This window comes from Bacillus sp. SIMBA_154 (assembly GCF_046536015.1).
In the GTDB taxonomy this organism is placed as follows: domain Bacteria; phylum Bacillota; class Bacilli; order Bacillales; family Bacillaceae; genus Bacillus; species Bacillus pumilus_P.
This window is the reverse complement of the sequence record NZ_JAWJBV010000008.1, coordinates 1-26995: the sequence shown is the minus strand read 5'-3', so window position 1 is coordinate 26995 and position 26995 is coordinate 1. Positions and strand designations below refer to the sequence as shown.

Below are 26995 nucleotides of genomic sequence, written 5' to 3'. Positions count from 1 at the left end.
TTACGGTGTCATTTGTTTAAATACATCGAGAGAAGGCAGTGCTTTTCCGTTGAAATCAAACATGGCTTGATTTTCCCAAGCATTTCCGACCGTACCGGTTGTTTGGATATAAGCCAGCCCGTATTGACTAGACCACGGCGCGCCTTTCGCTGGAATCCAAAGCGGCTCCCAATAAAAGAACCCTTTCCCGCGATTGTTTTTCACTTGTGAAATTCTTTCTGATACATCTCGTATAAAAGATGCCTGCCCTTGCGGTGAAGCTGGATACCCAGCTGTTTTGACGGAGTCTTGATTAAATGAGTTTTCTAAGTTGTCACCATTTGCTGTTGTAAACCCATAGGCGGTTTCCACCACAATGACGTCTTTGTTATAGCGCGCACTAATATCATTCATATTGGAGGAAAGGCCGCTGAATCCACCATCCCAATAAGGATAATAAGACAAACCGATCGTATCGAATGTGACTCCACGTTTTGTGATTTCATCAAACCACCAGCGAGATGCGCCATTGTCCCCTCCATGTGCAAGATGAAGCATGACTTTCATGTTCGAATCGACAGAGCGAACAGCATTTGTGCCAGCCTTTAGCAAAGCAGCGAGCCGGTCAAATTCACCGCCGCCTTCACCCCAGCTTTTGCCGTTTGGCCACAGCATACCTGAGTTCAATTCATTCCCGACCTGTACCATGTTCGGCAGAGCATTTTGCGCCCTCATCGCTTTTAGCACATCACTTGTGTAAGTGCCGACAGCCTTTTCTAAATCGCTTTGTGAGAGGGACGCCCAAGCCTTCGGTTTGAACTGTTTACCAGGATCGGTCCAGAAATCACTGTAGTGAAAATCCAGCAGCACTTTCATGTTTTGTGCTTTTGCTCGTTTCGATAGAGCGATGGCTGTGTTTAAATCATTTGTCCCGCCGTTATAGGCACGGCCTTGATTGTCGTATGGATGGTTCCACAGTCTGATGCGCACATAGTTGACGCCTTTGTCCTTTAATAGTTTAAGGGGATCAACCTGTTGTCCGTTCTGGTCGTAGTATCTGCCGCCGCTTCTCTCGACTTCTGCAAGCATCGAAATATCGGCCCCTTTGATGAAGTCCCCTTGCAGTCCATTAATCGGCTGAACAGAAACCGTATCTGCTTTTGCTTCAGGCAGAATACCTAACCCCATGAGAAAGAAAACGACAACAGTGACGAGCATCCATTTTTTCATCAAATCTCTCCTTATCCTTTTGTCCCGCCTTGTGTGAGGCCGGATACAAATTGTTTTTGTAAAACAAGAAACAATAAAGCGACAGGAATTGCAATCAGTAAAGCCCCGGCTGCAAAGGTCGTGTAGCTGGCACCCATTTTGTCTGAAACGAGATTGTACAGACCGATTGGGAGCGTATACATTTCGGGTGATCGGACAATGACACTGGAGATGATGAAATCACCCAGTGGTCCTGTAAATGAGTTGATGGCGACAACGGCTAAAATTGGCTTGGCGAGCGGCATAATAATTTGGATGAAAATCCGGAAATGCCCTGCACCGTCCATTCTGGCTGATTCATCGAGATCCTTCGGAATCGCATCAAGATAGCCTTTCATTAAATACGTATTCATCGGAATTTGTCCGCCTGCATAAATCAAAATCAGTGCAAGGTGGCTGTTAATCAGTCCAAGCATTTGAGCCAGAACAAAAATCGCAATCAGCGCTGAAAATTGGGGAATCATTTGCAGCAGCAAAAAGAGCATCAGCCCATTTTTCCGTCCTTTGAAACGGAATCTGGAAAAGGCATAGCCTGTAAAGCTGACAAGAATCAGCGTTAAGATCATGGTGGCGATGCTGATCTTCATTGAGTTCCAATACCAATTTGCATAAAGTGCCCCTTGACCAAAGAACAGCTCGGTGAAGTGGCTGAACGTTGGGTTCTTCGGAAACATGCTTGTGCTCATGAGGCTGTTCCCAGGATTAAAGGAAGCACCGATCGTCCAAAGCAGTGGATATAGAATACAAGCGGAGGCAATGAAAAGGATAAAATAAGTGATAGTCAGGCGAATGAGTTTTTGTTGTTTTGATCCCATATCACATCATGTCCTCCTCTTTGAATGAATTCGTTCTCTTAAACTGCCAGAGTGCAATGGCAATGACAAAGATCGAAAGTAAGATCGTCACAGCGGCAGCCAGTGCGTATTGAGAGGACTGCATCGTTAGCTTATAAATCCAAGAAACCAATATGTCCGTACCCCCAGCTGTTGACCCAGCAACAGGCGGTCCTCCGCCATTAAATAAGTAGATGATATTAAAGTTGTTAAAGTTAAAGGTATATTGCGTGATTAATATAGGTGCAATTGAATAGAGGACAAGCGGTAATGTGATGGACCGGAATTTCTGAAAGAAGTTTGCTCCATCAATGGTCGCTGCCTCGTATAAATCTTCAGGAATGGCCTGCAAAACACCGGTTGTCATAATGAAAACAAAAGGAAATCCAAGCCAAGTCTGCATCGCAATGAGGGCAATTTTGCTCCAAAATGGATCTGTCAGCCACGGCTTTGGATCAATCCCAATCGATGCAAAAAGCGTATTGTTGATGGCACCAAACGTGTCGTTGAACAGTCCGGCAAACACCAAAATGGTCACAAACCCCGGAACAGCCCAAGGCAGAATCAAAATCGTTCTAAAAAACCGTTTCCCTTTTAAATCCTTCTGATTGAGCAGGACAGCTAGAAAGATGCCGACAGCACATTGAAGGGTCGAAGCAGCCAATGTCCATACAACGGTCCAGCCAAGTACATCAATGAATGTGTCTCTCCAAATATCGATCGAAAAGATATTTTGAAAGTTTTTGACCCCTACCCAATCAATGAGATTGGCAGGTGGCGAGTGGTATAAATCGTAGTTCGTAAAGGCAATCGCAAAGCTGAACATGATAGGAAAGACAACAGAAAATAGAAGTAAAAAGAAAGCAGGAGTGCTCATTAAGTAAGGAAAGCCTTGATCGATGAGCTGATGATATTGAGCTCGGATGGAATGAAGCGGAACCCCTTGATCACGTTTCTTTCCGTTCATAAATGCATCACGCATCATGAGCACGTAAAATCCGATACCAAATCCAGCTGTTAAAAGCGCAATAATCCCCTTTGCTAAAAGGAAGACAGAGTTGTCACGAGGCAGCATCGTACCAAGTGTGAACAATCCCCAAAAGCCAATATTGAATAAATCATAAAATACAATCAGAAAAGAGACGCCGAACAGGAAAAAGAGTGCCCCTTTGCCATACTGTTTGTTGTATATTTGCCCCATCCCGGGTATAAGAGAGAACATTAGCGCCCGTCTCCGGTGTGTCTTTGGTTCCACTGTGTGTGTGCGGTCTAGTTCAAGGTTACCCGTCACGTCTAACACCTACTTCGTATGAAATTAGATGAAACAACGGGCAGCTTGATAGACGCAAGGCTACCCGTGTTCGATGTTTATTTTGAGTGATTCGCTTTGATTTGAGAGTCGATTTGTTTGACCGCATCATCAAATGCCTTTTTCACATCTGTACGGCCGGTCGCAATCAGCCCTAATGCGCTGTCAATCGGCTTCCACACCTCTGCCATTTCTGGATTGTTCGGTGTCAGCGTGGCATATTTCGTTTGTTTTGAAACAGCATTCGCATTTGCGTTTTCAGTAATGATTGGATCTTTCATCAGCTTTTTCACTGGTGGAATTTCCTCTGTTACTTCAAAGCGCTTCTTCGAATTTTTTTCGTTCGTGATAAACTCAACAAATTTCTCAGCAAGTTCTTTATTTTTAGAATAAGAGGAGACGTTGTAGCTCTTCACACCTAAGAAAGAGCTCATATGTTTTCCATTAGGGAGTGTTGGCAGTTCGGTCACGCCATAGTCAATACCAGCTTCTTTATATGGACCAAATGACCACGGACCAGAAATAAGAGCCGCTGCTTTTTTCTCTGTGAATAAGGAGTTGAGGACGTTGATACCTTGTTCACCAATGATGCCTTTCGGGAAAAGCCCTTCGCTAAAGAATTTCTGAATGTACTCTCCGCCTTCGATGGCGCCATCGTTATTCAGACCGATATCATTGACATCATAAGAGCCATCGCTTTTCTGTTTGAAAATATAGCCCCCTGATCCGCCTAACACACTTTGTGCGTAGTAAATTTCATCCCATTTCGCGACAAAACCGTATTTTCCGTCCTTTGTCAGCTTTTTCGAAAGATCATACCAGCCATCAAGTGTAGTTGGTGCCTTTTTCACAAGATCTTTGTTATAAAAAAGCACGGTGGTTTCAACAGATTTTGGCAGACCATACAGCTTGCCATTCACCGTTTGTGATTGAATAGATTCGTCTGTGAAGGAATCAATCACTTTTTGATCTGGTTTGATTTCCTGTAATAGCCCCTCCGTTACAGATGATCCAATTTGATCGTGAGGCATGGTGATCACATCTGGACCTGTCCCTGCCGCCCCATCAAGACGGAGAGCTTCTAGTTGGTCAGCATACGCTTTTTCGACCACTTTGATTTTCACATCGTTTTCTTTTTCGAATTCTTTTACAGCGTCTTGAATCCCATCAGACTTTTTGACATCCTCCCACACTAGCAAGGTCTTTGTACCTGTAGAGGAAGTCTGTGTGCCGCTTGAATTGTCATCTCCTGGTCCGCATGCTGAAAGCAGCAGCACAGCAGCACCAACGACTGCCGATAATATCGCCCATTTTCCCTTTTTCATTGGTAATCCCCTCTCGTTCTTTTTTCACAGATGATAAGAAAACGCTTTCTTAATGTGAGAATATCAACTTAAGTAAAAAAAGTAAACATATTTTATTAAATTTATTAAGTAAAATATTTTACTGGTTTAGAGAGAAAAGAAGCCCTCCACATTGGGCGGGGCTTCTAGCTGTTTATATGGTGCTTTTCCGAAAGACAGGTTCTGAGGCAATCAGCACGGTTTTAGGTAATGTTCTGCCGTCAACCAGTCTTTCTAAAAGTAAATCGACCGCTGTCTCACAAAGTAAAGAGGTATGGATATGATAGGTTGTGAGCGGTGGTGAGACATATTGAGAGACGTGAATATTGTTGATACTAAAGACGCTGACGCGATTCGGCAGGGAAAATCCGCGCTCATTTAATGCTTGTAAACAGCCAATGGCAAGGGGATCACTTGCGACACAAAAGGCGGTGGGCAGATCATCACCGAGCTCGTCGATCGCCTTCATCATGAGCGAATAGCCCTCATCTACAGAGAAATGGTGACCGATATAGACCAATCGCTCATCCAGCTCATTGTTTGCCGACATGTACTCGCGAAAGGTCGTTTCACGAATATCTGGAATGCGCATATTTGTATTGAGATCAAGGTCTGTCCCGCCAATGAACCCGATCGATTTGTGCTTTTTTTCGATAAAGGAATCAATGATCTTTTCAACAATTCGTTTCAGGTTTGGTTTTACAGAATCAAAGCGGTCTTCATCTGGAGACGTATCAATAAAGACGATGTGATGTGTAATCGCATATAATTGGTCAAGCTCTGACTTTTTAAATCGGCCGATAGCAATGATCCCCTCTGTAGAAGGATCAATGGAGTGTAGACCATCAGTTGGATTGTAAGCGGTGACATTTAAACTCCGGGTATTAGTGAGTTCCTCAATGCCTAGACGAATGGATTTAAAATAAATATCTTCAAGCTCTTCCTTTTCGGTCATCCAATAGAGAAAGGCGATTTTTTTTAAGGAATGTTTGAATGTCTTTTTTTGATAGGATAAAGCCTCCGCGGCGGCGTATACTTTCTCGCGTGTTTGATCCGTGACAGAAAGGTTGGGATCTTGGTTCAGTACGCGAGACACAGTTGCAATCGATAATCCAGCTTTTTCAGCAATGTCCTTTATTTTTGCTGCCAAATCAGCACCTCCTATAGAAAATATCTCCTCTCAGTATAGAGTCTTTAAAAAAATTAGTAAATATTTTTATTAAATTGTTTTCGTTTAGGTGGTTCTTTACGAGCTGGAAAGGAATTAGTAAGATATATGTAATGAAGGTGTTGGATTAAGATTTCTGATAGGAGAGGGACAGATGTATTATGATGCACTGAAGACATTTGTGACAGTCGTGGAGGAGAAAAACTTCACAAAAGCAGCCCAGAAGCTGCGGATTTCTCAGCCGAGTGTCAGTCTTCATATTAAGAACTTGGAGCAGGAATTCCAGACCGTTCTGCTCAATCGTTCGCCAAAGCAATTAACCGTTACACCAACTGGGGATATGTTATACCATCGTTCAAAACAAATCATTCGTTTATATGAACAGGCGAAGCAGGATATTTATGAGCATCATCATCTGGCAAGAGGGAAGCTGACGATTGGAGCGAGCTTCACGATTGGCGAGTACGTGCTGCCGCAAATATTGGCGGAGTTTCATCAGCTGTATCCGCATGTTGATATTGAGGTGGTCATTGATAATACAGAGGCAATCGCAAGACATGTCCGTTTGTTCCATGTCGATATCGGTCTCATTGAAGGACAGACAAATGATAAAGAACTCTCTGTGGAAACCTTTCTAGAGGATGAACTCTACATCGTTGCCCCATTAGACCATCCGTTTGCAAAGAAAAAGGATGTCACGATTGATCAATTGCAAAACGAAACATGGATCACAAGAGAAGAGGGATCAGGTACAGGGGAATATTTACAGCACGTTCTGAAATCAAATGGACTGAAAGCGCGGACGTTTGTGACATTTAGCAGCAACCAAGCCATTAAAGAGGCTGTGATCCACGGAATGGGACTTTCCATTTTATCAAAATATGTCCTCCAGCGAGGCAGCATTGGCGGGGAATTGGCTGCCATTTCTGTGAGGGGAATGGACTTTAAACGGAAATTTTCCTATGTCGAATCACCGATGACAGGCGGGAATAAAAATAAGGAATTGCTTGTTGAGTTGTTGAGGAAAGAGAGAAAAGACGCTTCTCCGCAGTAGGAGAAGCGTCTTTTTTTATAATCCTTTGATGTTTATTTCATCGACTGGAAGGAAGATTTCACCTGTATCTGTGTACTTAATGGTGACTTGATCCCCTTCTTTTAAGTAAATAATAAGAGGCTCTTTTTCAGATGACATGGTATAGTTTTTCCCATCGTCTAGTAGGAAGGTGACGGTTGTGTAATCACCGGTCTTTTCTTTATACACACGTTTGACCTTGCCTATGGCATCTTTCTTTTCTTGCTTAGATGAGCTGTTGACCGTGCCGCCGCCCTTTTGAAGAGCTGTTTTATAAGCTCTCAGTGCTTCGTTTGGTGTTGAAGCGTACGCAGAGATTTCAGGGTTGGCCGCAGAGACAATAAAGTAGTTTTGCAGGAACCCATTTGAATCGAGAACAGGTGTGAGCCAGCTGGCTTCTCCATAGAAATTATAAAGAATCGGCATGCTCCCTTTCCATTTCTTCTCGATGAATCGTTTCTCAATAATTTGCAAAGCTCCTTGAGAATCCATGTAGGACTCTTCAAGATTCCCGGTGTAATACGTGGCCTTTCCTGTTCGGGCATTTGTCAGGGCATACCCGAGCATGGAATCAACGCCCTCTTTCGGACTTGTGAAATCGGTGAAGTAATACATCTCTCCTTTTGAATCAAACACTGGACTCACATTGGCTTCTGTCCCCTCGTCTGAAGGCAGCTTCACATCCGATTTTCCAAACATACTGTTCCAGAAACCGTGAACATAGTTTCCGAAATAACTGTTTTGTAGACTAATCGCCTCTGGTGAAACAGCACCATCGATAAAGGCAGGTACTTGATCTAAGGAGTATTTCTTCGTTGCGCCAGTTTTGGCATCAACAACGACCACGCCTGACGCTTTAAAGCCGTTTCTGGCAGAGATGAAATCACCATACGTTTGAATGTAATAAGGCTTGCCATCATCATTGATTTCCAGCTGAGTGTCTCCATAGAAAATCAAATCTGGATACTGGAGACGGATATGCCGCTCAATTTCTTTGTTGAAATAGGAGGAAGGTGTATAAACCATCTCTGTTTTCACAAACTTTGGATTAGCAGATGAGTCGGTCGCACTTAATGTAAAGTAACCTGGCGTACTGCCTGAACGAATCCATTTAAAGAAATCCGAGAATTCCACTGGCGCGATGTACACATACTCACCATTGACCTTCTGAATTTGCAAGCTGCCAAGCTCGTAGTAGCTTGTGTTTGGAACCTGTCCGAACGATTTCTTCATTTTATTGCGAGCAAATTGAGGCGGTACACTCGCAGGTGTTTCTGTCTCATCAAACGCTTTGATTTCCACTTTTTGCTCCATTTTGGAGACATCGAATTTCTCATTCGCATTGAATAGAAAAGCTGTCGCCATATAAACACCAAGCAGCAAAAGAATAAGGAACAACACGCCTTTGATCTTCCGCTCCAATCCGACTGACAAAAAGGCGCCTGCTGCTGTTACAACAAGTCCAATCAGCCATAATGATGAAGGGTTACGGTCTAAATTGGTCATGTAATAGAAAACAAAAATACCGATCATGAACAGCAAAGCAAGGCCTGCAATCCACATAAGAGGAACCTGCTGTTCTGTCCCTTTCTTTCTAATAATCAACCTGAGCGGTGTGAGCAAAAGGGTCAATACAAGACCGATCACAACCGAAAATAACAAAATATATCCCACAAACAAATCTCCTTTCAAACAATCACTCTTTTAGTATATACGAGTGAGGCGGGGAAAAGATTCATCGGACTGAGAGGTTCTTCTAAATGCCAATCGAGTTGATGGCGGATTGAACATCTTCTTTCAGTTCGAAAAACGTGAGTCTTTGTTCGATTTTTTCTATTAATGCGTCAATGGCTTGACCTGACATATGCGTGTGAATTTGCTTTTTATGTTTATAGACTTTGATCAGAAGTTCATCAATCAGATCTAAAATTTCTCCCGCTTCTTTTTGGTCTTCTGCAAATTCATGTTGAAGCTGATGCCGGATGGCTCTGATTAGTGCTGTTTTCTGTTCTTCTTTGATCTTTGCTTTTAAAGCAGCCAGCTCTGCTGGCGTCATATCTTCTGTATGAAAGTTTGTTTGAGAAAAGACGGAGCTTGATGTATGCGTATCTGTCATTCGTTGCAAAAAACGATCTGCATCTGTTGGTTGTTTCTTTGAAAATTCCATTCTTCGTTCTCCTTAAGAAATACCCATATTCTTTGCCAGGGCTGTATCTGCATCATGGTATTCTTTCCCTAGCTGGCTCATATCATCTGATATTGAGTCCAGCCACCTTTTTATATTCATCGCGCTATCAACCGCCGTATCATACTTTTTGACTGAATAGAACTCGTTCTCAAGTCCCTCCGTTTTTAAGTGACGAATCACATCATCCACATCTGAAGCCGTCAGCTGATCATACGAACCAAAGCCAACAATCTGTTTGTATCTCGAGCGTACCCGTTCCACAGATTGCTCCACTTTGTCATCGAGTTTCTCGATTTTGCGAATGATTTGCTGCATATTGTGCTCGGCAAGTGATGAGAATTGACGACCTGTGTTCATGAGAACATGCGACTTGATTAAAATCGCCACCACACTTTGCGGGTGAACATTCGACTGACTCAATTGATGTAACATGGCGGCAGAGAGAGAAGGGTTTTTTCTCAACATATCATCAATGGTTTCAACGGAGCCATCTGATGAAAATGCATACCGATCTAAGCCATGGCTGCCAGCGAGGGCTTCAAGAAACAAATTTGCATCCAGTGAAGGATTAACGCTCATTGCCCGATTGAGGAGATCTTTCATGATTTGGACGGCTTTAGAGGAGTCCTCGGAGTAATCGACGCCTTCAGGTAAAGCGGCATCATACATCACTTTCACTTGACCGATTTCTGTCGTATGTCGATTTAAAAGAGAAAGCCCGTCGTTTAGATTGATATATTCTGTTAATCTACTGCGGTAATCGCCTTTTAGTGCTCTGGCTTGTAAACCATCTGATAGATTTGGATAAATATTTGGATTCTCAAACGTCACGCCGCCTTTAATAAAGTCATTTTTCACAAGAACATAGGAAGCATTAGACCCGCCGAGTGAATGCCCTGTGACATACATCTTGGCATTCGGCATTTTCTTTTGTATTTCTTTCGCATACCGATCCGCTTGAACCATTTGATTCTCTGCGCCATTTTCAAAAGGGATATTTTTAATCAGATACTTTGTATCTGAAACCATCCAATCTTGAACAATTTCATTTGTATAGGTCGTTGTCCCTGTCGCCACCTTCGTCGTAACTTCCTTTGACGTCTGTGACTGACGAAAAGGAGGCAGCTTCGTCAAAATGGTAGAAAGAAGATCATCTGACTCTTTTTTCCATGTTTTTTAATGGTATCTTTATATTGGCCTGCGCCAATCGGTTCTGAACCGCGGTAAGCGATGACTGCGTTTTTGATTTTGTGGAGGTCTCTTCCGCCATCGGAGCGATCAAAATCTTCTTCGGAAACGATAGTTAGTGCATTAAGACCTTTAGTTGTTTCTTTATAATCAACGACATACATTTTTCTACCATTTCCTATAACTATGTCGCTTGCTTTTTTGTAATAATCTATTTTGTAAGATGCATTCGAAATAAGATTATAGTCTTTGTCGTTAAGCTGAAAGTGGGATCTGTTTTTAGACAAAATTGTCACTCCTGTAATATTTATCATATAATATTATAAATTAAAGTATAATATATATCTATAAAAAGAACGGATCTATCAATTAAAATATTTAAAGGTGGATATTTCTTGATGAAAAACACATTGAAATTGGTATTAATTTTACTTACTATTGTTATCATTTTGGTAGTTGCACTTATACTACAACAAATTAATGAAAAAAAATCGAATGATTCAGGAGGTAAGATTACTGTGCAAGAAAAAAGCGATCAAGAAAAGGCAGAAGAATTCGCAGAAAAGATGAAACCAAAAATTGAAGAACGTTTACATGAAGAAGATATCTACAATTTTATAAAAACCATCACATTTGAAAAAGATGTAACCATAAGCCCTATGGGTTATATTACAGTTGATGGATATATAAATAATCAGCCTGAAAAATATCATTTCTCTGCATCATTGATATACAGATCTAATGAAATAGGGTCGATGAGCCACTCCCCTGATTTATCATATCGCTTTAAAGACTGGGATAAATATAAAGATGAGCCTGAAATAAAGGAAAACTATCTTAAAAGACTTTCTGAAAAAGAACGTGAACAGTATCTTAAGGATATTGGAGAAAAATAAAAAACAGGTAATCATCTACCTGTTTTTTTATTTTTCATTATTAAGAAGGTGGCAACGGTAGACATGAAAAACACAATAAAGCTTTTATCTGTATTGTTTGTAGTCATCCTTGTCGCAGTGACTTTGTTAATCGTTCAGGTTAACAAGCATAGCCAATCTAATAATGCGGTCAAGAGTGATCAAGCAAAAGCAGAAGGACTTGCAGAGAAGATGAAACCCAAGATTGAAGAGCACTTACACAAAAGAGATATTCATAACTTTATCAAAACCATAACGTTTGAAAAAGATGTGACCATCAATCCTATGGGGGATATTACAATAGATGGCTATATAAATAATGAACCGGAGAAGTACGGATTTTCAGCTTCTTTACAATATAGAGCTAAAAAAATAGGTTCAATGAGTTATGATCCTGAGTTGTCATATCGTTTTAAAGATTGGGATAAATTTAAAGATGAACCAGAATTAAAGGAAAACTATCTTAAGCGACTCTCTGAAAAAGAACGCGAACAATATCTGAAAGACATTGGAGAAAAAGGGAAATAACAAGTCGACAAAGCCGATTGATTCCCTAAATCAATTTCAAAAATAATATGCTATCATTCCCCTAACAACACTTACAAATAAGGGAGAGATTTCAGCCATGGCAAATACAAAGAAATTGATCTTAGATGTGGATACTGGGATAGATGATGCGATTGGTATTTTGCTTGCAGTGAAAAGTAAGCAGTTTGATATGTTGGGGATTACAACAGTGTGCGGGAATGTGTCTGTTGATGCGGCGACGTTGAATACGTGTAAAGTGCTGGAGTTGGTTGAGGCAGATGAAATCCCTGTCATTAAAGGTTCAGCGACTCCTCTTTTAAGAGCACCTCATTATGAACACAGGGTTCACGGGGAGGATGGAATAGGAGGTGCTTTAAAGGATGCCCAGCCTAAGAAGACAGCAGATGCTGGTTTCGCTCCTGATTTTATCATTGAACAGGTGCTTCAGTATTCGCAGCAGGTTACGCTTGTGTTGACAGGGCCATTAACAAATTTAGCCCTTGCGGTGAAAAAATGCCCTGAGCTGATTCATCACGTCAAAGAAGTCATTTTTATGGGTGGTGTCGTGCAGGGACAGGGGAACGTCACACCGGTTGCGGAATTCAATACATATGCAGACCCAGAAGCGGCGAAATTGGTGCTTGAGGCTGGGTTCCCTTCATTGACTCAAGTTGGATTAGATGTCACAAGGCAGGTCTTGTTAACGGATGAAAAAATCGACGCCATTCAGAATGAAACTTTGGCGAGTTATATAAGAGAGAGTACAAGCATTTACCGCCAGCGCTATTTTGAGCGTAATGGTATGTGGGCGTGTGCCATGCATGATCCGCTTGCTGTAAGTCTTGCCATTGACAAGCAGCACGTGAGCACACAGGCTTTTCATGTAGACGTGGAGACGAAGAGTGAGTTTTGTGATGGCCAGATGATATGTGATTTTCAGCATCAATGGGAGAAAGAGCGCAACGTCCAAGTATGTATGGATGTAGATGCTGAGGCTTTCTTTGAATTATTGATCCAAGTCATGAATTCTTAAAAAAGTAGTCTGTGCAAACAGGCTTCTTTTTTATAAGATGAGAACATGAGGAAATGTATGCGCTCACATTATCAGGAAGGAGTGAAGTCGATTGGCTTCTGTCAGTTTAAGTAGTATTGAAAAGATACGGGCAGCAAGCAGAGGATTGCCGCCAAAGTTGAAAGCAATTGCAGAACTTATTACGAGTGAACCCCGCGACATCATCCATTTGTCTATTGTAGAGCTTGCCAAAAAGACAGCAAGCTCAGAGGCAACGATTTTTCGTCTCTGTAAAAGGCTTGGATTTGAGGGCTATCAAGATTTGAAGATTGCTATTGCCCAGGAAATAGACCAAAAAAAGCCTGATTATGTAGATGAAGAGATGAGTCTTGACGATGATACCGCTGTTTTTATGCAAAAGGTATTTCAGGCAAATATAACTGCATTAAAGGATAGTTTTCAATTGTTGAATCCAGAAGATGTAGAAAAAGCCATACAATTAATCCATGAAGCTGAGCGCTTAGAGTTTTATGGCAGCGGTGGGTCTGGTCTCATCGCCACAGATGCTTTTCACAAATTTATGAGGACAGGCATTAATTGTATTGTTCATACAGATTCTCACTTTCAAGCGATGTCAGCAGGTCTGCTTGATCAAAAGAGCACAGTGCTCGGTATATCTCATTCTGGTCGAAATAAAGATTTACTTGATGCGATGAAAACAGCCAAGGAAAAAGGAGCGAAAACCATTGGCATTACAAGCTACCAGCGCTCGCCATTGAGTCAGATTGCAGATGTCACGTTGTATACATCAACGCAAGAAACGGCTTTCCGAACGGAAGCGATGTCCGCCAGGCTTGCTCAGCTTACTGTGATTGATGTTCTATACTTTGCACTTGCGCATTTAAGGCAGCAGGAAACATTAACAAACTTAAAGCAAATGAGAGAAATCATTTCTCAAAAAAGGGTGTAATGGTTTCAAAAATAAATTTTTCTATTAGTGAAAAATGCTGTTGTGGTAACGTTTCTGAGGTTTTAAATGAAAATTATTTTCTTTTTGATCGTTGAATGTCGAAAAAAATATTCCTATAATGGGATTTATCAGGTACACCGGCACCACGACATTTTATTTCAAATCAATGATTGGGCGTGATACAGATGAAGGGAAACCAGGCGGTAATTGGTTTGGATATTGGCACAACTAGTACAAAGGCGGTACTGTTTGGACCACAGGGGAAAGTGATAGCAAAGCATTCGGTTCCTTATGATCTCATTCAGCCCCAGCCAGCATGGGTTGAGCAGGATCCTGAACATATATTAGAAGCCGTCATTGCGAGTGTAAGAGGCGCATTGACGAAAGCAGCATTTGATGTAAAGAATCTCATAGGCGTCGGGATTAGTACGGCGATGCATTCCTTAATTGTGATGGATGAGGATGGCAAGTCTTTAACGAACAGTATCATTTGGGGAGATAACAGAAGTGCAGAACAAGCGAAACGAATCATTACGGACATGGATGGCTTTCAAATCTATAAAAGAACCGGTACACCGATCCATCCAATGTCACCGCTTTCAAAAATACGATGGATAAAGGAAATGACGCCTGATGTCTTCAAGCAGGCAGCAAAATTTATTTCCATAAAAGAATATATTCTCTATCATTTCTTCGGTCAGTATGTGGTCGATTATTCAATCGCTTCAGCAACAGGACTGTTTCGTTTGGAAACGCTTCAATGGGACGAGGAGGCACTGCGCATTGCTGGAATTGAGGAAAATCAACTGTCTGAACTTGTCCCAACGACGCATCAGCTGAGAGGGCTTCAGCCAGAGATTGCGCTGCGAATGGGGATCGCGGAAGATACACCATTTGTCGTTGGTGCGAATGATGGTGTTCTAGCAAATCTAGGTGTTGGCGCCATTGGTAAAGGAGAGGTGGCTGTCACGATTGGGACAAGCGGTGCAGTCCGTACAGTCGTAGATAAGCCAATCACAGATGAGCAATCAAGAACGTTTTGCTATGCGCTGACGGACAAGCATTGGGTGGTCGGGGGACCGACCAATAATGGCGGAATCATGCTGAGATGGCTTAAGGATGAATTTGGTTCTTCAGAGGTGGAGGTTGCAAAGCGCCTTGGTGTGGACCCTTACGATCTCATGATTGATATTGCGGAAAAGGTGCCAGCTGGCTCAGAGGGACTGCTGTTTTTACCATTTTTAACAGGTGAACGTGCACCTTATTGGAATCCAAATGCGAGAGGCACTTTTTTTGGTATTGGCCTTCAGCATAAGCGGGAGCATTTTATTAGAGCCGTGTTAGAAGGCGTCATTATGAGTGTTTTCTCGATCGGTGTTGCATTAAGAGATTTAACTGGTTCAGCAAAGGATGTCCGGGCTTCGGGTGGTTTTGCCAGATCTCCGCTATGGCGGCAAATTTTAGCGGATACGATGGGCAGAGAAGTACTTGTTCCAGAAAGTTATGAGGCCTCGGCACTTGGGGCGGCTGTCCTCGCACTTCATAGTTTAGGTCAAATGGAAGAGATGGAAGAGGTTCAAGAGTGGATTCGGATATCTGCCCGTCATGAACCAAATATGAAGAACAATGAGACATACATAGAGCTGTTTTATTTATATGAGCGCCTCTATGACAAATTAAAGGATGAATTTGATGTCATTAGTGCGCTGCAATTAAAACAAAATCGTTAAACATCAGGGAAAAGGTGGGAGAACATGCTTTTATTCATCGTGATTGCGGCGATTGTCCTTTTACTCATTCTCATTACAGTCGCTAAGTTAAATCCGTTTGTGAGTTTAATTATTACCTCTATGCTTGTCGGCTTTGCCACAGGGATGGATTTGCAGGAAATCATTCAATCGATTAAAACGGGATTAGGAAATACTTTATCATTGCTGGCGATTGTTCTTGCGCTTGGAACCATGCTTGGGAAAATGATGGCTGAATCAGGGGGAGCTGAGCGGATTGCTCAAACATTAATCGGCCGTTTTGGAACGAAGAATGTGCATTGGGCGATGATGTTCGTTGCCTTTATCGTGGGGATACCTGTGTTTTTCCAGGTCGGATTCGTTCTTCTCATTCCTTTACTTTTTACCATTGCGATTGAAACAGGCATATCGCTCGTGACGATTGGGATATCGTTAATCGCTGGATTGTCTGTTGTGCATGGTCTTGTGCCGCCTCATCCAGCTGCAATGGCAGCTGTGGGCATCTATCATGCCAACGTGGGGAAAACCATCTTCTTTTCCATTATTGTCGGTTTGCCGACAGCTATCATTGCTGGACCGCTATATGGAAAGTGGATTGGCAAACGGATACATAAGCCAGTTCCAGAGATGCTTAGAAAACAATTCACTGAACGAAATGAAGATCGAAAGCTTCCTGGCTTTGCGAATACGATGTTTACCATTTTGGTGCCGGTGATTCTCATGCTGCTTGCCACACTGGCGGATATTATTTTGCCAGAGGAAAGTATTTGGTTTCAGGTGTTCAAGTATATCGGAGATCCAATTACAGCCCTGCTGATTGCAACGGTGTATTCTTTCTTCAGCCTCGGCTTTATGCAAGGGATGAGCCGTGACCGGGTGCTTTCCTTTAGTAATGAGTGCTTAGGACCGATCGCTTCCATTCTGCTTGTCATTGGAGCAGGCGGGGCCTTCAATAATGTGCTCATCGATTCGGGTGTTGGTGATTATATTGCTGATTTAGCGAAACACTCGCCAATCTCACCGATTTTGCTTAGCTGGCTGATTGCTGCGGTCATTCGTGTGGCAACAGGATCTGCTACGGTATCCATGATGACAGCAGCTGGTATTGTAGCCCCAATTGCTGCATCCATGCCGGATGTGAGCAGAGAGCTTCTTGTGTTAGCAACAGGAGCGGGTTCGTTGATTTTGTCTCATGTCAATGACTCGGGTTTTTGGCTGATTAAAGAGTATTTTGGTATGACCATTAAAGAGACGTTTTTGACATGGACTGCTATGGAGACGATTATTTCCGTTAGTGCCATTGCATTTATAATGATCATTAATATGTTTATATAGCGAACGCAACAGCCTAGTTCTCCGGAATTGGGCTGTTTTTAGCTTGTTGCGATGCCACTTTTTACGGATTGGGGTAAAATAATGATATTGAGATGTGGGAGGCGGATACGATCGAACCATTAAAACATGTATATCATGAATTATTTATTCAAGAATTAGCGGAGAAACTAGCACAAGAGTCGACTGTATTTGATGCTGTTGAATTCCAGCGGCTCGTGCTTCAAGAGGGTTGGCAGCAGCTCGAGCTAAAAGGACGGATGAGAAGAGTCACTGAATCGATGCATGCTTGTCTGCCTGAGGATTATGAGCAGGCAATTGAAGTGCTGCGTCAGGCAGCACCGCATTTTTCAGGACTTAGTGCGCTCGTATTTCCAGACTACGTCGAGACGTACGGTCTGGCACATTGGGATATCTCGATTAAGGCGCTCGAATTCTTTACACCTTTTTCCACTTCTGAATTTGCTGTTCGGCCTTTTCTGATTCAAGATCAAGACAACATGCTGGCGCAGATGCTGGTGTGGTCACAGGATCAAAATGAGCATATCCGCCGGCTGGCTAGTGAAGGATGCAGACCACGTTTGCCATGGGGGGTATCTGTTCCTGCGCTTAAAAAGAATCCTTCGGTTACACGGCCTATTTTGGAAAACTTGAAATCGGATCCGGCGAGGTATGTGCAAAAAAGTGTAGCGAATCATTTAAATGATATTTCCGCAATTCAGCCTGATCTGATGAAGCAAACGGTCAAAGGCTGGTATGGAACCAATGAACATACGAACTGGATTGTCAAACATGCATCCCGTACATTACTAAAAAAAGGCGATCCAGATATTATGGCCATGTTTGGCTATGGAGACGATCCGTCCATTCAAGTAACAGATTTAAAGGTAGCGCAACATTCTATTCGAATTGGAGAAAAAATGGCCTTTCATTTTACTCTTCAGGCTGATAAGCCACTAAAGCTGCGCGTAGAGTATGCCATTGATTACGTTAAAGCTCGGGGTACCCGCAATCAAAAGGTATTTAAAATCACAGAATTTGAAACAGGCTCAGCGATACGTAGAGAATTCGTCAGGTCCCAGTCTTTTCAAAATATGACGACGAGAAAGCATTATGCGGGAACCCATACTTTATCGATTATCATCAACGGTGTCCCAAAAGCGTCGGTTGATTTTGAAGTGACAGAAGACAGCAGCTCATGAAAAAAACCCGCCTCTATGGCGGGTTTTAGCGTTTAAGCCTTCTTTTTCATTAAAAATGAAGCAATAATGGCAGCGACTAAGAAACCGATGCTAATAATCGAGCTAGGCAAGTTTTCTTGTCTGAATAGGAACATAACAAAACTCACACTTAGTACAAGACCTGCAAATAACGTCAAATACGGAAACAGCCACACCTTGAAATACGGCTCCTGTGGATATTTCGGGCGAAGTTTCAGATGTGCCATGCAAATGCTAATCCAAATGAGTGAAACAGCAAATCCAGGAATAGCCAGCATATAACTGAAAATTTGCTCTGGATATAAGTAAGCAAAGAATGTTCCGATGAGAAGAAACAGAACGGTTACCCATAAACTTAAAATAGGTACGCCTCTTTTATTGACCTGTGCCAGTTTTTTCGGACCGCCGTCTGATTTAGATAGAGAATGAATCATTCTCGTCGTCCCATAAATGCCAGAATTGGCCGCAGATAGAACGGCTGTAATCAATACGAAATTAATGAAGTGAGAGGCGCCTTGCATACCAGCAGCAGAGAAGACTTGGACAAAAGGACTGTTATTTGGATCGATTTGATTCCAAGGAATGAGACCACAGATAATCAAAATTGGCAATGTGTAAAATAAAATAATACGCCACATCATACTTTTGACAACACCAGGTAAGACCTTCTCCGCATCCTTTGTTTCTGTAATGGTCAGCCCGATCAATTCAGAGCCCCCATAAGAGAAAATAACCACTAATAATGATGCAAAGATCGCACCCCATCCGTTCGGGATAAAGTTTTGATAATTGGTGAGAGCAGGTGTGCTTTGTTCGTTCGGAATGATCCCAAATAATAATGCTGCACCGAGAATAATAAAGACAATAATAACGAAAATCTTCATTCCAGCGAACCAAAACTCAATTTCACCAAAATATTTTACATTATTTAAGTTAATTCCGATGACTAAAAGCGAGCAAAGTAAACATAGTGACCATAGCGGCACGTTCGGCATCCAATATTGGAGCAGGCTGCCTGCTGCAATGATCTCGATGACACACACAGTGAGCCACATAAAACAGTAAACCCAGCCGACTACAAATGAAAAACGTTGACCAAGCGCAATCTGTATAAGGTCGCGAAGGTTATTCCCCGGATAGACTATGGCCATTTCAGCCAAGGCTGCCATGACAATAAGAAGTAGCAATCCGGCAAATACATAGGAAAAGATGACTCCAGGACCTGCTAAACCGATTGTATCGGCACTTCCTTTAAAGATTCCTGTACCAATGACCCCGCCCAACGCAATCATGCGAATGTGACGCGGCGATAAAAGCTTTTTTAATTCTTGTTGTTCCTGATTCGCGCTCATGTCGTTCTCCTTTTTTAAAAATGCTTATGTTCCATTTTCTTTTTTCAAGACGCCAGTGTCAATATAAAAAAAGAGATTTTTCAGACAAAATAGACGGTTTATTCTATCAATTTAGCTACTTATCTCCATAAATTCCTTCCTTAATCCAAAACCAAAATATGAAACCTAGTGAAAAAATGAACATCTGCCTTATTGATGACATAAACAATTGTCTGTTTTTGTCGATATATCATTTGTATTACTAAAGACCTAATAAAGAATTGTTTATAACTGTAAAATATTTCAAAAATGTATGAAAGAGCTGAAAGGAGTTATTGAAGATGTTTATGAGAAAAGCAAATGATTCATCGTCGGGTATCCTTCTAAGTGAAAGCAGTCAATTAATAGAACAAATCGAGAAGGGAGATTTTTCAGCGAGACTAGATACTGCTGCGTTCTCTTCTAGTCAAACGATAGAAGCAGTGGCTCAAATAAATGAAGCTTTGCAAAAGATGCAGGAAGCGCATGAAAATATTCATATGCGTATGAATTTAGTGACAAAAGCTATTCAAGTTGGTTTATGGGATATGACGGTCGTAGCAGGAGATCCAGTGAATCCTAAAAATGAATTCACATGGACGGATGATTTCCGGAAAATGCTCGGCTTTCAAAATGAGCACGATTTTCCGAATGTCTTAGACAGCTGGGCATCTCGAATTCATCCAGATGAACAAGAATACACCTTGAATGGGTTCTCTACGCATTTATTGGATCATTCTGGTCGTACGCCATATGATATCGAATATCGCTTAAAGTTGAAAAACGGAGATTATCGCTGGTTCAAAGCAACAGGAACGACTATTCGTGATCGAAATGGTGTACCTCTTCGTGTGGCGGGGGCTCTTTTTGATATTCATGATCAAAAATTGAAAGAAGAAGAGCTGCAAGCATTCGTGACAAGATATGACCTGATCAACCGTGCGCTAGTGGAAGCTCCTTGGGACATGGTCGTAGAGGCAGGAGATCCAGTCAATCCAAACAACGAATTCTGGTGGTCTCCACAATTTAGAAAAACGCTTGGCTTCACAGATGAAAAAGATTTCCCGAACGTTTTGAGCAGCTGGAGCGATCGTTTGCATCCTGAGGATCAAGAAATGGCCCTGCAAGCCTTTGCTGATCATTTAAATGACCACTCTGGGCGCACGCCATTTGACATTGATTATAGATTGCAGAGTAAAAATGGCGAGTACCGCTGGTATCATGCGGGTGGTGAAACCATTCGTGATGAGAAAGGTGTACCTCTTCGTGTTGCAGGAACCATTCGTGATATCACTTTAGAAAAAAATAAAGAGAAAACAGCCAATGAAATGGCTTCTCAAGTAGAACAGCTTTCAAGTTCTATTAGTGAGATGGTATCGGGCATTAGCTCTGTTACAAACCAAGCGCAGGAGCTTGCTGTAGCTCAAGAGCAGTCAACGTCTGCCGCAAATCTAGCGGAAAACAGTGCAGATGAGACGAAAAACATTTCTGACTTGATCAAAGAAGTGGCGAACCAAACGAACCTACTTGGTTTGAATGCTGCGATCGAAGCAGCTAGAGCTGGTGAGCAAGGACGTGGATTCTCAGTCGTCGCAGATGAAGTGCGTAAGCTGGCGCTGCATAGTGCCAATGCAACAGAAAATATTGAATCTAGTTTAACTGAAATGAAAACACAAATTGATGAAATTCTTGAAAACATCTCGAATATGACAGCTCTTACGCAAACACAGGCTGCTTTAACAGAGCAAGTAAATGCTTCAGTCGATGAAGTGAATCACATGTCTCAGCGTCTTGTGGCGTATTCAAAGAGTATTTAAGCTTAAAAACCGCCCTCTCGGTAGAAGGCGGTTTTTCGCTTAAGCATGATCTGCCGGGAAAACAATACCTGCATCTTTTCTTGCGGCTTCAAGGACTTTCATGACAGAGAGACTTTCTTCAAGCCATGCATAGCACTGTTCATGATTTTCTGTTTCAATAATGTGCTGGAAAGCTTCTGCTTCATAAAACAGGCGGTTTGGATTCGTTTGTGCATTGAGTGAGATGACCCTGTCATCAACATGCAGCAGCACTTCCTCACAGCCATTGGCCCCATTTTTCACATGTATGAATCCTTTTTCTCCTTGAATCAATGCGAAGTTCATGCTGTTTGTATCCTTACTGCCAACACTTGTCGCAATGAAATCATTGTAATTGAACGTCAAAACACCAGATGTGTCAATGCCGTTAGGATGGCGGTTGGCCTGATAGCGAACCTGCTCCGGTGATCCAAAAAGATTCATGATGAAATGGACATTATAGATATTAATATCCATCAAGGCTCCTCCAGAGAATGCTGGGTTAAAGACATTCGGCGTTTCACCGGCTAGCAGCTGATTATATTTACTTGAATATTGACTATAGTTGCATTGGACCAGTTTGATTCTGCCTAATTGATGAAGGTGCTTTTTGATTAAATGATAGTTTGGCATATGAACGGTCGTAATGGCTTCAAATAGGAGGAGCTGCTTTTCCTTTGCGAGAGCGATTAAGGCTTCCAGCTCTTTCACATTAGAGGTGAAAGGCTTTTCGCAAATCACATGTTTTCCGTTTTTCAATGCAGCCGTGGCATGCTCGCTATGTAAACGATTCGGTGATGCGATATAAACAGCCTCTATGTGTGGATCTTCTAGCATAGCGGTTAAATCTGTATAAGTGGTTTGCACACCAAATTGATCTGCGAGTTTCTTTGCCGTTGCTTCCTTTCTTGAATAGACAGCGTGACAAGAGGCACCTTCCAGTTGTTCAATTGCCTGCAGGAAGCCTTCCACAATCACACCTGTGCCGATGGTTGCAATATTCATTCTACTCAAAACCCCTTCCACTCGTTTGATATCAAGTAAAGCTGTCTCTAGTATAACTGATGTTTAAATTGCGCGTGCACTTGGGAACTGGGCGGAGAGTGGTGCCAGTGTCAAACACCGGCACATCTTTGGCAGCCCTTACAATTAGCTGATGTTGGCTAATGTTTGTTTCGTTAACAATTGAATGGCAGCCTTCCTCTTTTTTAATTCTTGAATGGAGTGTTGTATATCTTCGACTTTTTGTTCGAGCAGCTGTTCAGCTTCTGTTTTTGACTGTTTTTCAAATAGTGATGTGATAATTTCACGAATTTCTTTGAGCGAGAAATCTAGCTTTCTCGCTTCGGTGATAAAGGATAGCATGAGTACATATTTTTTATCATATAAACGATAGCCGTTATGCGCTCTCTTAGGCTCGGGGAGCACACCCTCATTTTCGTAAAAACGAATGGTTTCAATATGTACACCAGACATTTTTGACAATTTCCCTCTCGTAAACGTAATCATTCCCTGCACCTCCTTTCTTTGCTATCCATCATACATTAGACTTGCTAGTTTCAACATATTCAATGGTGAACATTTGTTTCATTTCATTCATTTGAAATGGGGAGTAAGCTCTATTTAAATCAGGTTGAATAAAATGCGATATAATAGAGTAGGATAAAGTGATTTTTGTTACAGGGGAGAACAAGTAGACAGAGTGAGAAAAAAACGATAGGCTAAAATAGGTAAATAGTAATGGAATGATAAGTGATCATGTAGATGATTGCTCAAAATAGTGACAGCACGTTTTTGCTGAGAAAAGGGGAGCAGTGAATGTATAAATTAGTCGCAATTGATATGGATGGTACGTTATTAAATGATCAACATATGGTGCCAGATGAGGTTTTCGAAGCCATTCAACAGGCGAAGGCAGAAGGAGTTAAAATTGTTTTATGTACAGGCCGGCCAATTGGCGGGGTGAACCGCTATTTAGCAGAGCTTCAGCTCGATCAAGAGGGAGATTATGTGATTGCCTACAATGGGGCTCTTGTACAAAACAGCCATACAAATGAAGTGGTGTCAGAACTGACTTTATCCTATGATGATTTGACTTCTTTATATGAACTGAGCCGTCAGCTCGACACGCCGATGCATTATTTCGATTCAGCTCATTTGTACACACCAAATCGCGATATTAGCGAGTACACAGTGCTAGAATCCTACTTAACAAAATTACCACTTAAATATGTACCTGTCGAAGAGGCAGATCAGTCAATGAGACTTCCGAAAATGATGTATATCGATCAGCCAGAACGTTTAGAAAAGACGATACAAGCCATCCCGTCTGAAGTGAAGGACAAGTACATGATGGTGAAAAGCACGGATTTCTTCCTTGAAATCCTGCACCCTGATGTGAGCAAAGGAAATGCCGTGAAGCTTCTAGCTCATGAGCTGGGTATTTCTCGTGAAGAAGTGATGGCTATTGGTGACAACGGAAACGACGTATCGATGCTGGAGTTTGCAGGCTGTGGCGTTGCCATGGGAAATGCCATTGATGACGTCAAAGCAGTAGCGGATGTTGTGACAAAATCCAATAATGAAGCCGGAGTGGCACATGTGCTGCATGAGCTAGTCCTAAGAAAATAAGGAAAGAGCGGTCTACCCATGAGGTAGCCGCTTTTTTTATATGTTTGAGAAAAAGTAAACAAGCATACGTCTGCTGCTCAAATTCGTTTTTTGCAGCATCGCCTTCACATGATCATGGACGGTATGGGTTGAAATAAATAACGTACTGGCGATTTCCTTTGTAGACAGGCCCTTTAATAAACAGTCAAGGACGTTCATCTCTCTTTCTGTCAGCCGATACGTTTTCGCTGCATAAGGAAGAATATCACTCGTTTGGGCTCGCTTGATATGAATCATGACGGCTTCTGCCTGCCCGGCTGCCTGCTCTAATCGAAATGCCTGAAGAGAGAGAAAAAGCCCCGTAGGCATTCTCGTCATGCTGGCTGCTGTTTGTGCGCTGCCGCCGTATACAAGCTTAGCGCTTAATGCTCTAAACGGACGGGGCATGACGGCACGGTCATGGATTTGCTCAAAGGTTTGGAAGGTATGAAGCCAATGAAGCCCTGTCTCATTTCCATAAAGAAGGGTGTGATCATGAGAAAGAATGATGAATCCTTGCTGATTCGCCGCGTCATCAGCTTCAGTGTCTCCTTTTTTGAAAAGCTCATCTCTCAGTTTGGCTGCGAGTGCTGGTGTTTGATGGATGACCGCTTGTATGTCTTGTTCATGAAAAGGTTCCTTTCCCTTTTTACGATAGAGGCTGGCGATTCCCCAGCATTCTCCTTGAATCACAAGGGCTGCCCGTAATTCATCTGCCCATCCTTTAGGGATCAAGATGTGCTGATAGCGCTCACTGTTGTGATATTCTCCGCTCTGGACCAGGCTCGCAGCATGTACAGGTCCTTTGGCTAGAGAATCATGCTGGTGCACGTCCTTTTTTAAAAATTCATTTTGAAACAGCTGGTCATGAATTTCTTCAATCTGTTCATCTGTGAAGGAACCTGTCGAGAGGAGGGTGGCTGGATCAATGGTTGTGATGCAGGCGGCATCAAAATCAAGGACGGTGGCAAGCTCATCCCGAATGTGTTGTCTCAGCTGCTGAAAATGAGTGGCTGGATTGGTCACTTGATCTCCTCCTCAAAAATCCCTACTTTTAGGGATCGTTTTTTCTGATGTCTCTTTTTACAATAAAGATGTCATACCATTAGTGTACAGGAAACCATGTAAAGCGGAAAGGAACTGGGGGAGAAGCACATGAAAGGAAATCAGCATTGGTACGATCCCGTTGCTGAATCATACGCAGCAACGATTGCACATAAAGCACCTGGCTATCATCTCTTGCATGAGCTGTCAGTAGATGTATTAGAAACCGAATTAACGGGAGCAGCCTCTCGCATTCTGACTGTCGGAGCGGGTGGCGGCGAAGAGATCATCAACATGCTCCAAAGAAAAGAAGACTGGCAAATCACAGGGGTTGATCCGTCTCCATCCATGCTTGATATGGCCAAACGGCGGGTTGCACAGCTTCATATGGAGGAACGCGTCACTTGGCATGAGACCGCATTAGACAAGGTGTCGGCTGAAACTGTGTACGATGCAGCGGTGAGTATGCTTGTGATTCATTTTGTAAAAGATCGGCTGCCATTTTTACAGGAGATTGCCCTCCGGCTTCAACCAGGGGCACCGCTTGTGATGGCTTTTATTCAAGGAAATATGAAGTCTCACTCATTTCAGCAGGAGCTTCATATGCTTTCCCTATTCATGCAGCGTCAAGGCCTGGAAAAAGAAGTGTTTACTTCCTTTAAAGAAAGGCTGGGAGACACGACGCACCCTGTGTCTGAGAAAGAGATGAGGGGACATTTAATCAAAGCGGGATTTGAAGACATCAGACCTTATTTTCAGGCAGGAATGATCAAAGGACTTGTTTGCAAACGAGGTCGTAGAGAGGCGGATGAGAGATGAGATCACAGGTGATGGTGATTGGCGGCTATGGACATGTCGGACAGCAAATATGTCTTCAGTTGAGTGAAGTGTACCCTGGGCAAGTTTTTGCGGCAGGTCGAAGCTATGTGAAGGCTGAACAATTTTCACGCAAGACAAAAGGGCGGGTTCGTCCTTATCAAATAGATGTCAAAAAGCCGTTAAATTCGGACTGGATGGATGAAACGAAGCTGGTGATCATGTGTCTTGATCAAGACGACACGTCATTTGCTGACGCCTGTTTGCGGTCAGGGATCGATTATCTCGATATTTCGGCAAAGGGGGTATATATGGAGCAGATGGCAAAGCTGGATCAGCAGCACATGGGTGCAACTGCTTTGTTCAGTGTAGGGCTTGCGCCTGGCCTTACGAATTTATTAGCAGCGAAAGCGGCATCTAAGCTCGCTTCAGTGGATCAAATGGATATTAGCATTATGCTTGGGGTGGGCGATCAGCATGGAAGAGCCGCCATTGAATGGACCATTGATCATGTCCATTCTGACTATGAGCTCACCGAGCATCGTCAGCGGAAAAGAGTCAAAAGTTTTACTGGAGGGAAACGGGTAGACTTTGGCGGGAAACTTGGAAAGCGGTATGCCTATCGATTCCCCTTTTCTGATCAGCAGACATTGCCTTCAACGCTTCGCGTGCCTTCTGTAACGACAAGGCTTTGTTTTGATTCCCGCGTGGCAACGCGCGCATTGGCTTTTATGAGGAGTCTTGGAATGACGTCATTTCTCACCTTACCGAAGATCAAGGAACGAGCCATCTCGTTGATTCAATCCTCTCAAATGGGGACAGATCAATATGTTGTCAAAGTGGATGTGACAGGAATGAATGGGGAAAGGGTTCATCATTCAACGCTTGGAATTAAAGGACACGATGAGTCTCAGGCAACAGCTCAAGTCGCCTGTGCCACGGCCCTGCACTTGTTGAACAGACGATTTCAGCCAGGCGTTTTTCATATTGAAGAATTATTTTCACTAAAATATGCGAACGGTGATTTCGCTTTGGTTGATCAAAAAACGAAGGAAGAGCGGGCGTTAGCGATTAGAGCCAGCCTTTTGACGGCATAAAAGAAGACTAGCGCCATGCTAGTCTCAGCTTGTAGACAAAGTCTACAAGCTTTTTTGTATAATAAGGGTAATAACACGACTCTGTGGGGGATGAACATGTTATCAAAACGT

23 protein-coding genes and 1 pseudogene are annotated in these 26995 nt (G+C 42.6%); 12 read left to right on the top strand and 12 right to left on the bottom strand.

Annotation, left to right across the window (positions count from 1 at the left end):
* From R0K30_RS12480 to R0K30_RS12460, 5 genes are all read right to left on the bottom strand, one after another.
* Complete coding sequence (locus R0K30_RS12480; protein WP_099727246.1) at nt 1–1209, bottom strand: glycoside hydrolase family 53 protein; 1209 nt, start codon at nt 1207–1209, stop codon at nt 1–3.
* A gap of 11 nt (nt 1210–1220) precedes the next feature.
* Nucleotides 1221–2063, bottom strand: coding sequence for a sugar ABC transporter permease (locus R0K30_RS12475; protein ID WP_249705672.1), 843 nt, complete (start codon nt 2061–2063; stop codon nt 1221–1223).
* A gap of 1 nt (nt 2064) precedes the next feature.
* On the bottom strand, nt 2065–3303 hold the full coding sequence (locus R0K30_RS12470) for a carbohydrate ABC transporter permease (protein WP_099727244.1): 1239 nt from the start codon (nt 3301–3303) through the stop codon (nt 2065–2067).
* Nucleotides 3304–3449: 146 nt separating this feature from the next.
* Nucleotides 3450–4715 (bottom strand): galactooligosaccharide ABC transporter substrate-binding protein GanS, encoded by a 1266-nt coding sequence (gene ganS / locus R0K30_RS12465; RefSeq protein ID WP_249705671.1) that lies wholly within the window; start codon nt 4713–4715, stop codon nt 3450–3452.
* A gap of 172 nt (nt 4716–4887) precedes the next feature.
* Nucleotides 4888–5883 (bottom strand): LacI family DNA-binding transcriptional regulator, encoded by a 996-nt coding sequence (locus R0K30_RS12460; RefSeq protein ID WP_410610978.1) that lies wholly within the window; start codon nt 5881–5883, stop codon nt 4888–4890.
* Between the two features lie 172 nt (nt 5884–6055).
* Between R0K30_RS12460 and R0K30_RS12455 the strand changes: the two genes are divergently transcribed.
* A complete protein-coding gene (locus tag R0K30_RS12455) occupies nt 6056–6955 on the top strand; it encodes a LysR family transcriptional regulator (protein WP_410610976.1) in 900 nt (299 codons plus the stop codon).
* A gap of 15 nt (nt 6956–6970) precedes the next feature.
* Here R0K30_RS12455 and R0K30_RS12450 read toward each other — a convergent pair whose 3' ends face one another.
* From R0K30_RS12450 to R0K30_RS12440, 3 genes and pseudogenes are all read right to left on the bottom strand, one after another.
* A complete protein-coding gene (locus R0K30_RS12450) occupies nt 6971–8647 on the bottom strand; it encodes a hypothetical protein (protein ID WP_099727240.1) in 1677 nt (558 codons plus the stop codon).
* Nucleotides 8648–8729: 82 nt separating this feature from the next.
* Entirely contained in the window at nt 8730–9140 is a 411-nt protein-coding gene (locus tag R0K30_RS12445; RefSeq protein ID WP_099727239.1) for a hypothetical protein, read from the bottom strand.
* 12 nt (nt 9141–9152) lie between these two features.
* Nucleotides 9153–10663, bottom strand: a pseudogene (locus R0K30_RS12440) (lipase family protein).
* A gap of 84 nt (nt 10664–10747) precedes the next feature.
* Here R0K30_RS12440 and R0K30_RS12435 point away from each other — a divergent pair.
* The 7 genes from R0K30_RS12435 (at nt 10748) to R0K30_RS12405 (ending at nt 18055) form a co-directional block, all read left to right on the top strand.
* Entirely contained in the window at nt 10748–11245 is a 498-nt protein-coding gene (locus tag R0K30_RS12435; protein ID WP_230031365.1) for a DUF1433 domain-containing protein, read from the top strand.
* A gap of 63 nt (nt 11246–11308) precedes the next feature.
* Nucleotides 11309–11791, top strand: a complete 483-nt coding sequence (locus tag R0K30_RS12430; RefSeq protein WP_230031364.1) for a DUF1433 domain-containing protein — start codon at nt 11309–11311, stop codon at nt 11789–11791.
* Between the two features lie 97 nt (nt 11792–11888).
* Nucleotides 11889–12824, top strand: coding sequence for a nucleoside hydrolase (locus R0K30_RS12425; RefSeq protein WP_410610972.1), 936 nt, complete (start codon nt 11889–11891; stop codon nt 12822–12824).
* 91 nt (nt 12825–12915) lie between these two features.
* The gene (locus R0K30_RS12420; protein WP_367308039.1) at nt 12916–13773 is read left to right on the top strand and encodes a MurR/RpiR family transcriptional regulator; all 858 of its coding nucleotides are present in this window, start codon (nt 12916–12918) and stop codon (nt 13771–13773) included.
* Nucleotides 13774–13958: 185 nt separating this feature from the next.
* Complete coding sequence (gntK, locus tag R0K30_RS12415) at nt 13959–15503, top strand: gluconokinase (protein ID WP_410610970.1); 1545 nt, start codon at nt 13959–13961, stop codon at nt 15501–15503.
* A gap of 24 nt (nt 15504–15527) precedes the next feature.
* Complete coding sequence (locus R0K30_RS12410; RefSeq protein ID WP_099727232.1) at nt 15528–16856, top strand: GntP family permease; 1329 nt, start codon at nt 15528–15530, stop codon at nt 16854–16856.
* Between the two features lie 92 nt (nt 16857–16948).
* Nucleotides 16949–18055 carry a DNA alkylation repair protein gene (locus tag R0K30_RS12405; protein WP_410610967.1) on the top strand — a complete coding sequence of 369 codons (1107 nt, stop codon included), beginning with the start codon at nt 16949–16951 and terminating at the stop codon, nt 18053–18055.
* 32 nt (nt 18056–18087) lie between these two features.
* Here R0K30_RS12405 and R0K30_RS12400 read toward each other — a convergent pair whose 3' ends face one another.
* Nucleotides 18088–19425, bottom strand: coding sequence for an amino acid permease (locus tag R0K30_RS12400; protein ID WP_099727230.1), 1338 nt, complete (start codon nt 19423–19425; stop codon nt 18088–18090).
* 320 nt (nt 19426–19745) lie between these two features.
* On the opposite strand from R0K30_RS12400, the gene R0K30_RS12395 reads away from it, so the two are divergent.
* Nucleotides 19746–21260 (top strand): methyl-accepting chemotaxis protein, encoded by a 1515-nt coding sequence (locus tag R0K30_RS12395; protein ID WP_410610965.1) that lies wholly within the window; start codon nt 19746–19748, stop codon nt 21258–21260.
* Between the two features lie 39 nt (nt 21261–21299).
* On the opposite strand, the gene R0K30_RS12390 is transcribed toward R0K30_RS12395, so the two are convergent.
* Complete coding sequence (locus R0K30_RS12390; RefSeq protein WP_410610962.1) at nt 21300–22283, bottom strand: Gfo/Idh/MocA family protein; 984 nt, start codon at nt 22281–22283, stop codon at nt 21300–21302.
* A 144-nt stretch (nt 22284–22427) separates the two neighbouring features.
* The gene (locus tag R0K30_RS12385; protein WP_099727227.1) at nt 22428–22787 is read right to left on the bottom strand and encodes a MerR family transcriptional regulator; all 360 of its coding nucleotides are present in this window, start codon (nt 22785–22787) and stop codon (nt 22428–22430) included.
* 309 nt (nt 22788–23096) lie between these two features.
* Here R0K30_RS12385 and yidA point away from each other — a divergent pair, with 309 nt between their 5' ends.
* The gene (yidA, locus tag R0K30_RS12380) at nt 23097–23909 is read left to right on the top strand and encodes a sugar-phosphatase (protein WP_099727226.1); all 813 of its coding nucleotides are present in this window, start codon (nt 23097–23099) and stop codon (nt 23907–23909) included.
* A 36-nt stretch (nt 23910–23945) separates the two neighbouring features.
* On the opposite strand, the gene R0K30_RS12375 is transcribed toward yidA, so the two are convergent.
* Nucleotides 23946–24953, bottom strand: a complete 1008-nt coding sequence (locus R0K30_RS12375) for a helix-turn-helix transcriptional regulator (protein WP_099727225.1) — start codon at nt 24951–24953, stop codon at nt 23946–23948.
* A gap of 129 nt (nt 24954–25082) precedes the next feature.
* Between R0K30_RS12375 and R0K30_RS12370 the strand changes: the two genes are divergently transcribed.
* Both R0K30_RS12370 and R0K30_RS12365 read left to right on the top strand, forming a co-directional pair.
* A complete protein-coding gene (locus R0K30_RS12370; protein ID WP_099727224.1) occupies nt 25083–25790 on the top strand; it encodes a class I SAM-dependent methyltransferase in 708 nt (235 codons plus the stop codon).
* Complete coding sequence (locus R0K30_RS12365) at nt 25787–26884, top strand: saccharopine dehydrogenase family protein (RefSeq protein WP_410610958.1); 1098 nt, start codon at nt 25787–25789, stop codon at nt 26882–26884. The genes R0K30_RS12370 and R0K30_RS12365 overlap by 4 nt, the downstream gene beginning before the upstream one ends.
* Nucleotides 26885–26995: the final 111 nt, after the last annotated feature.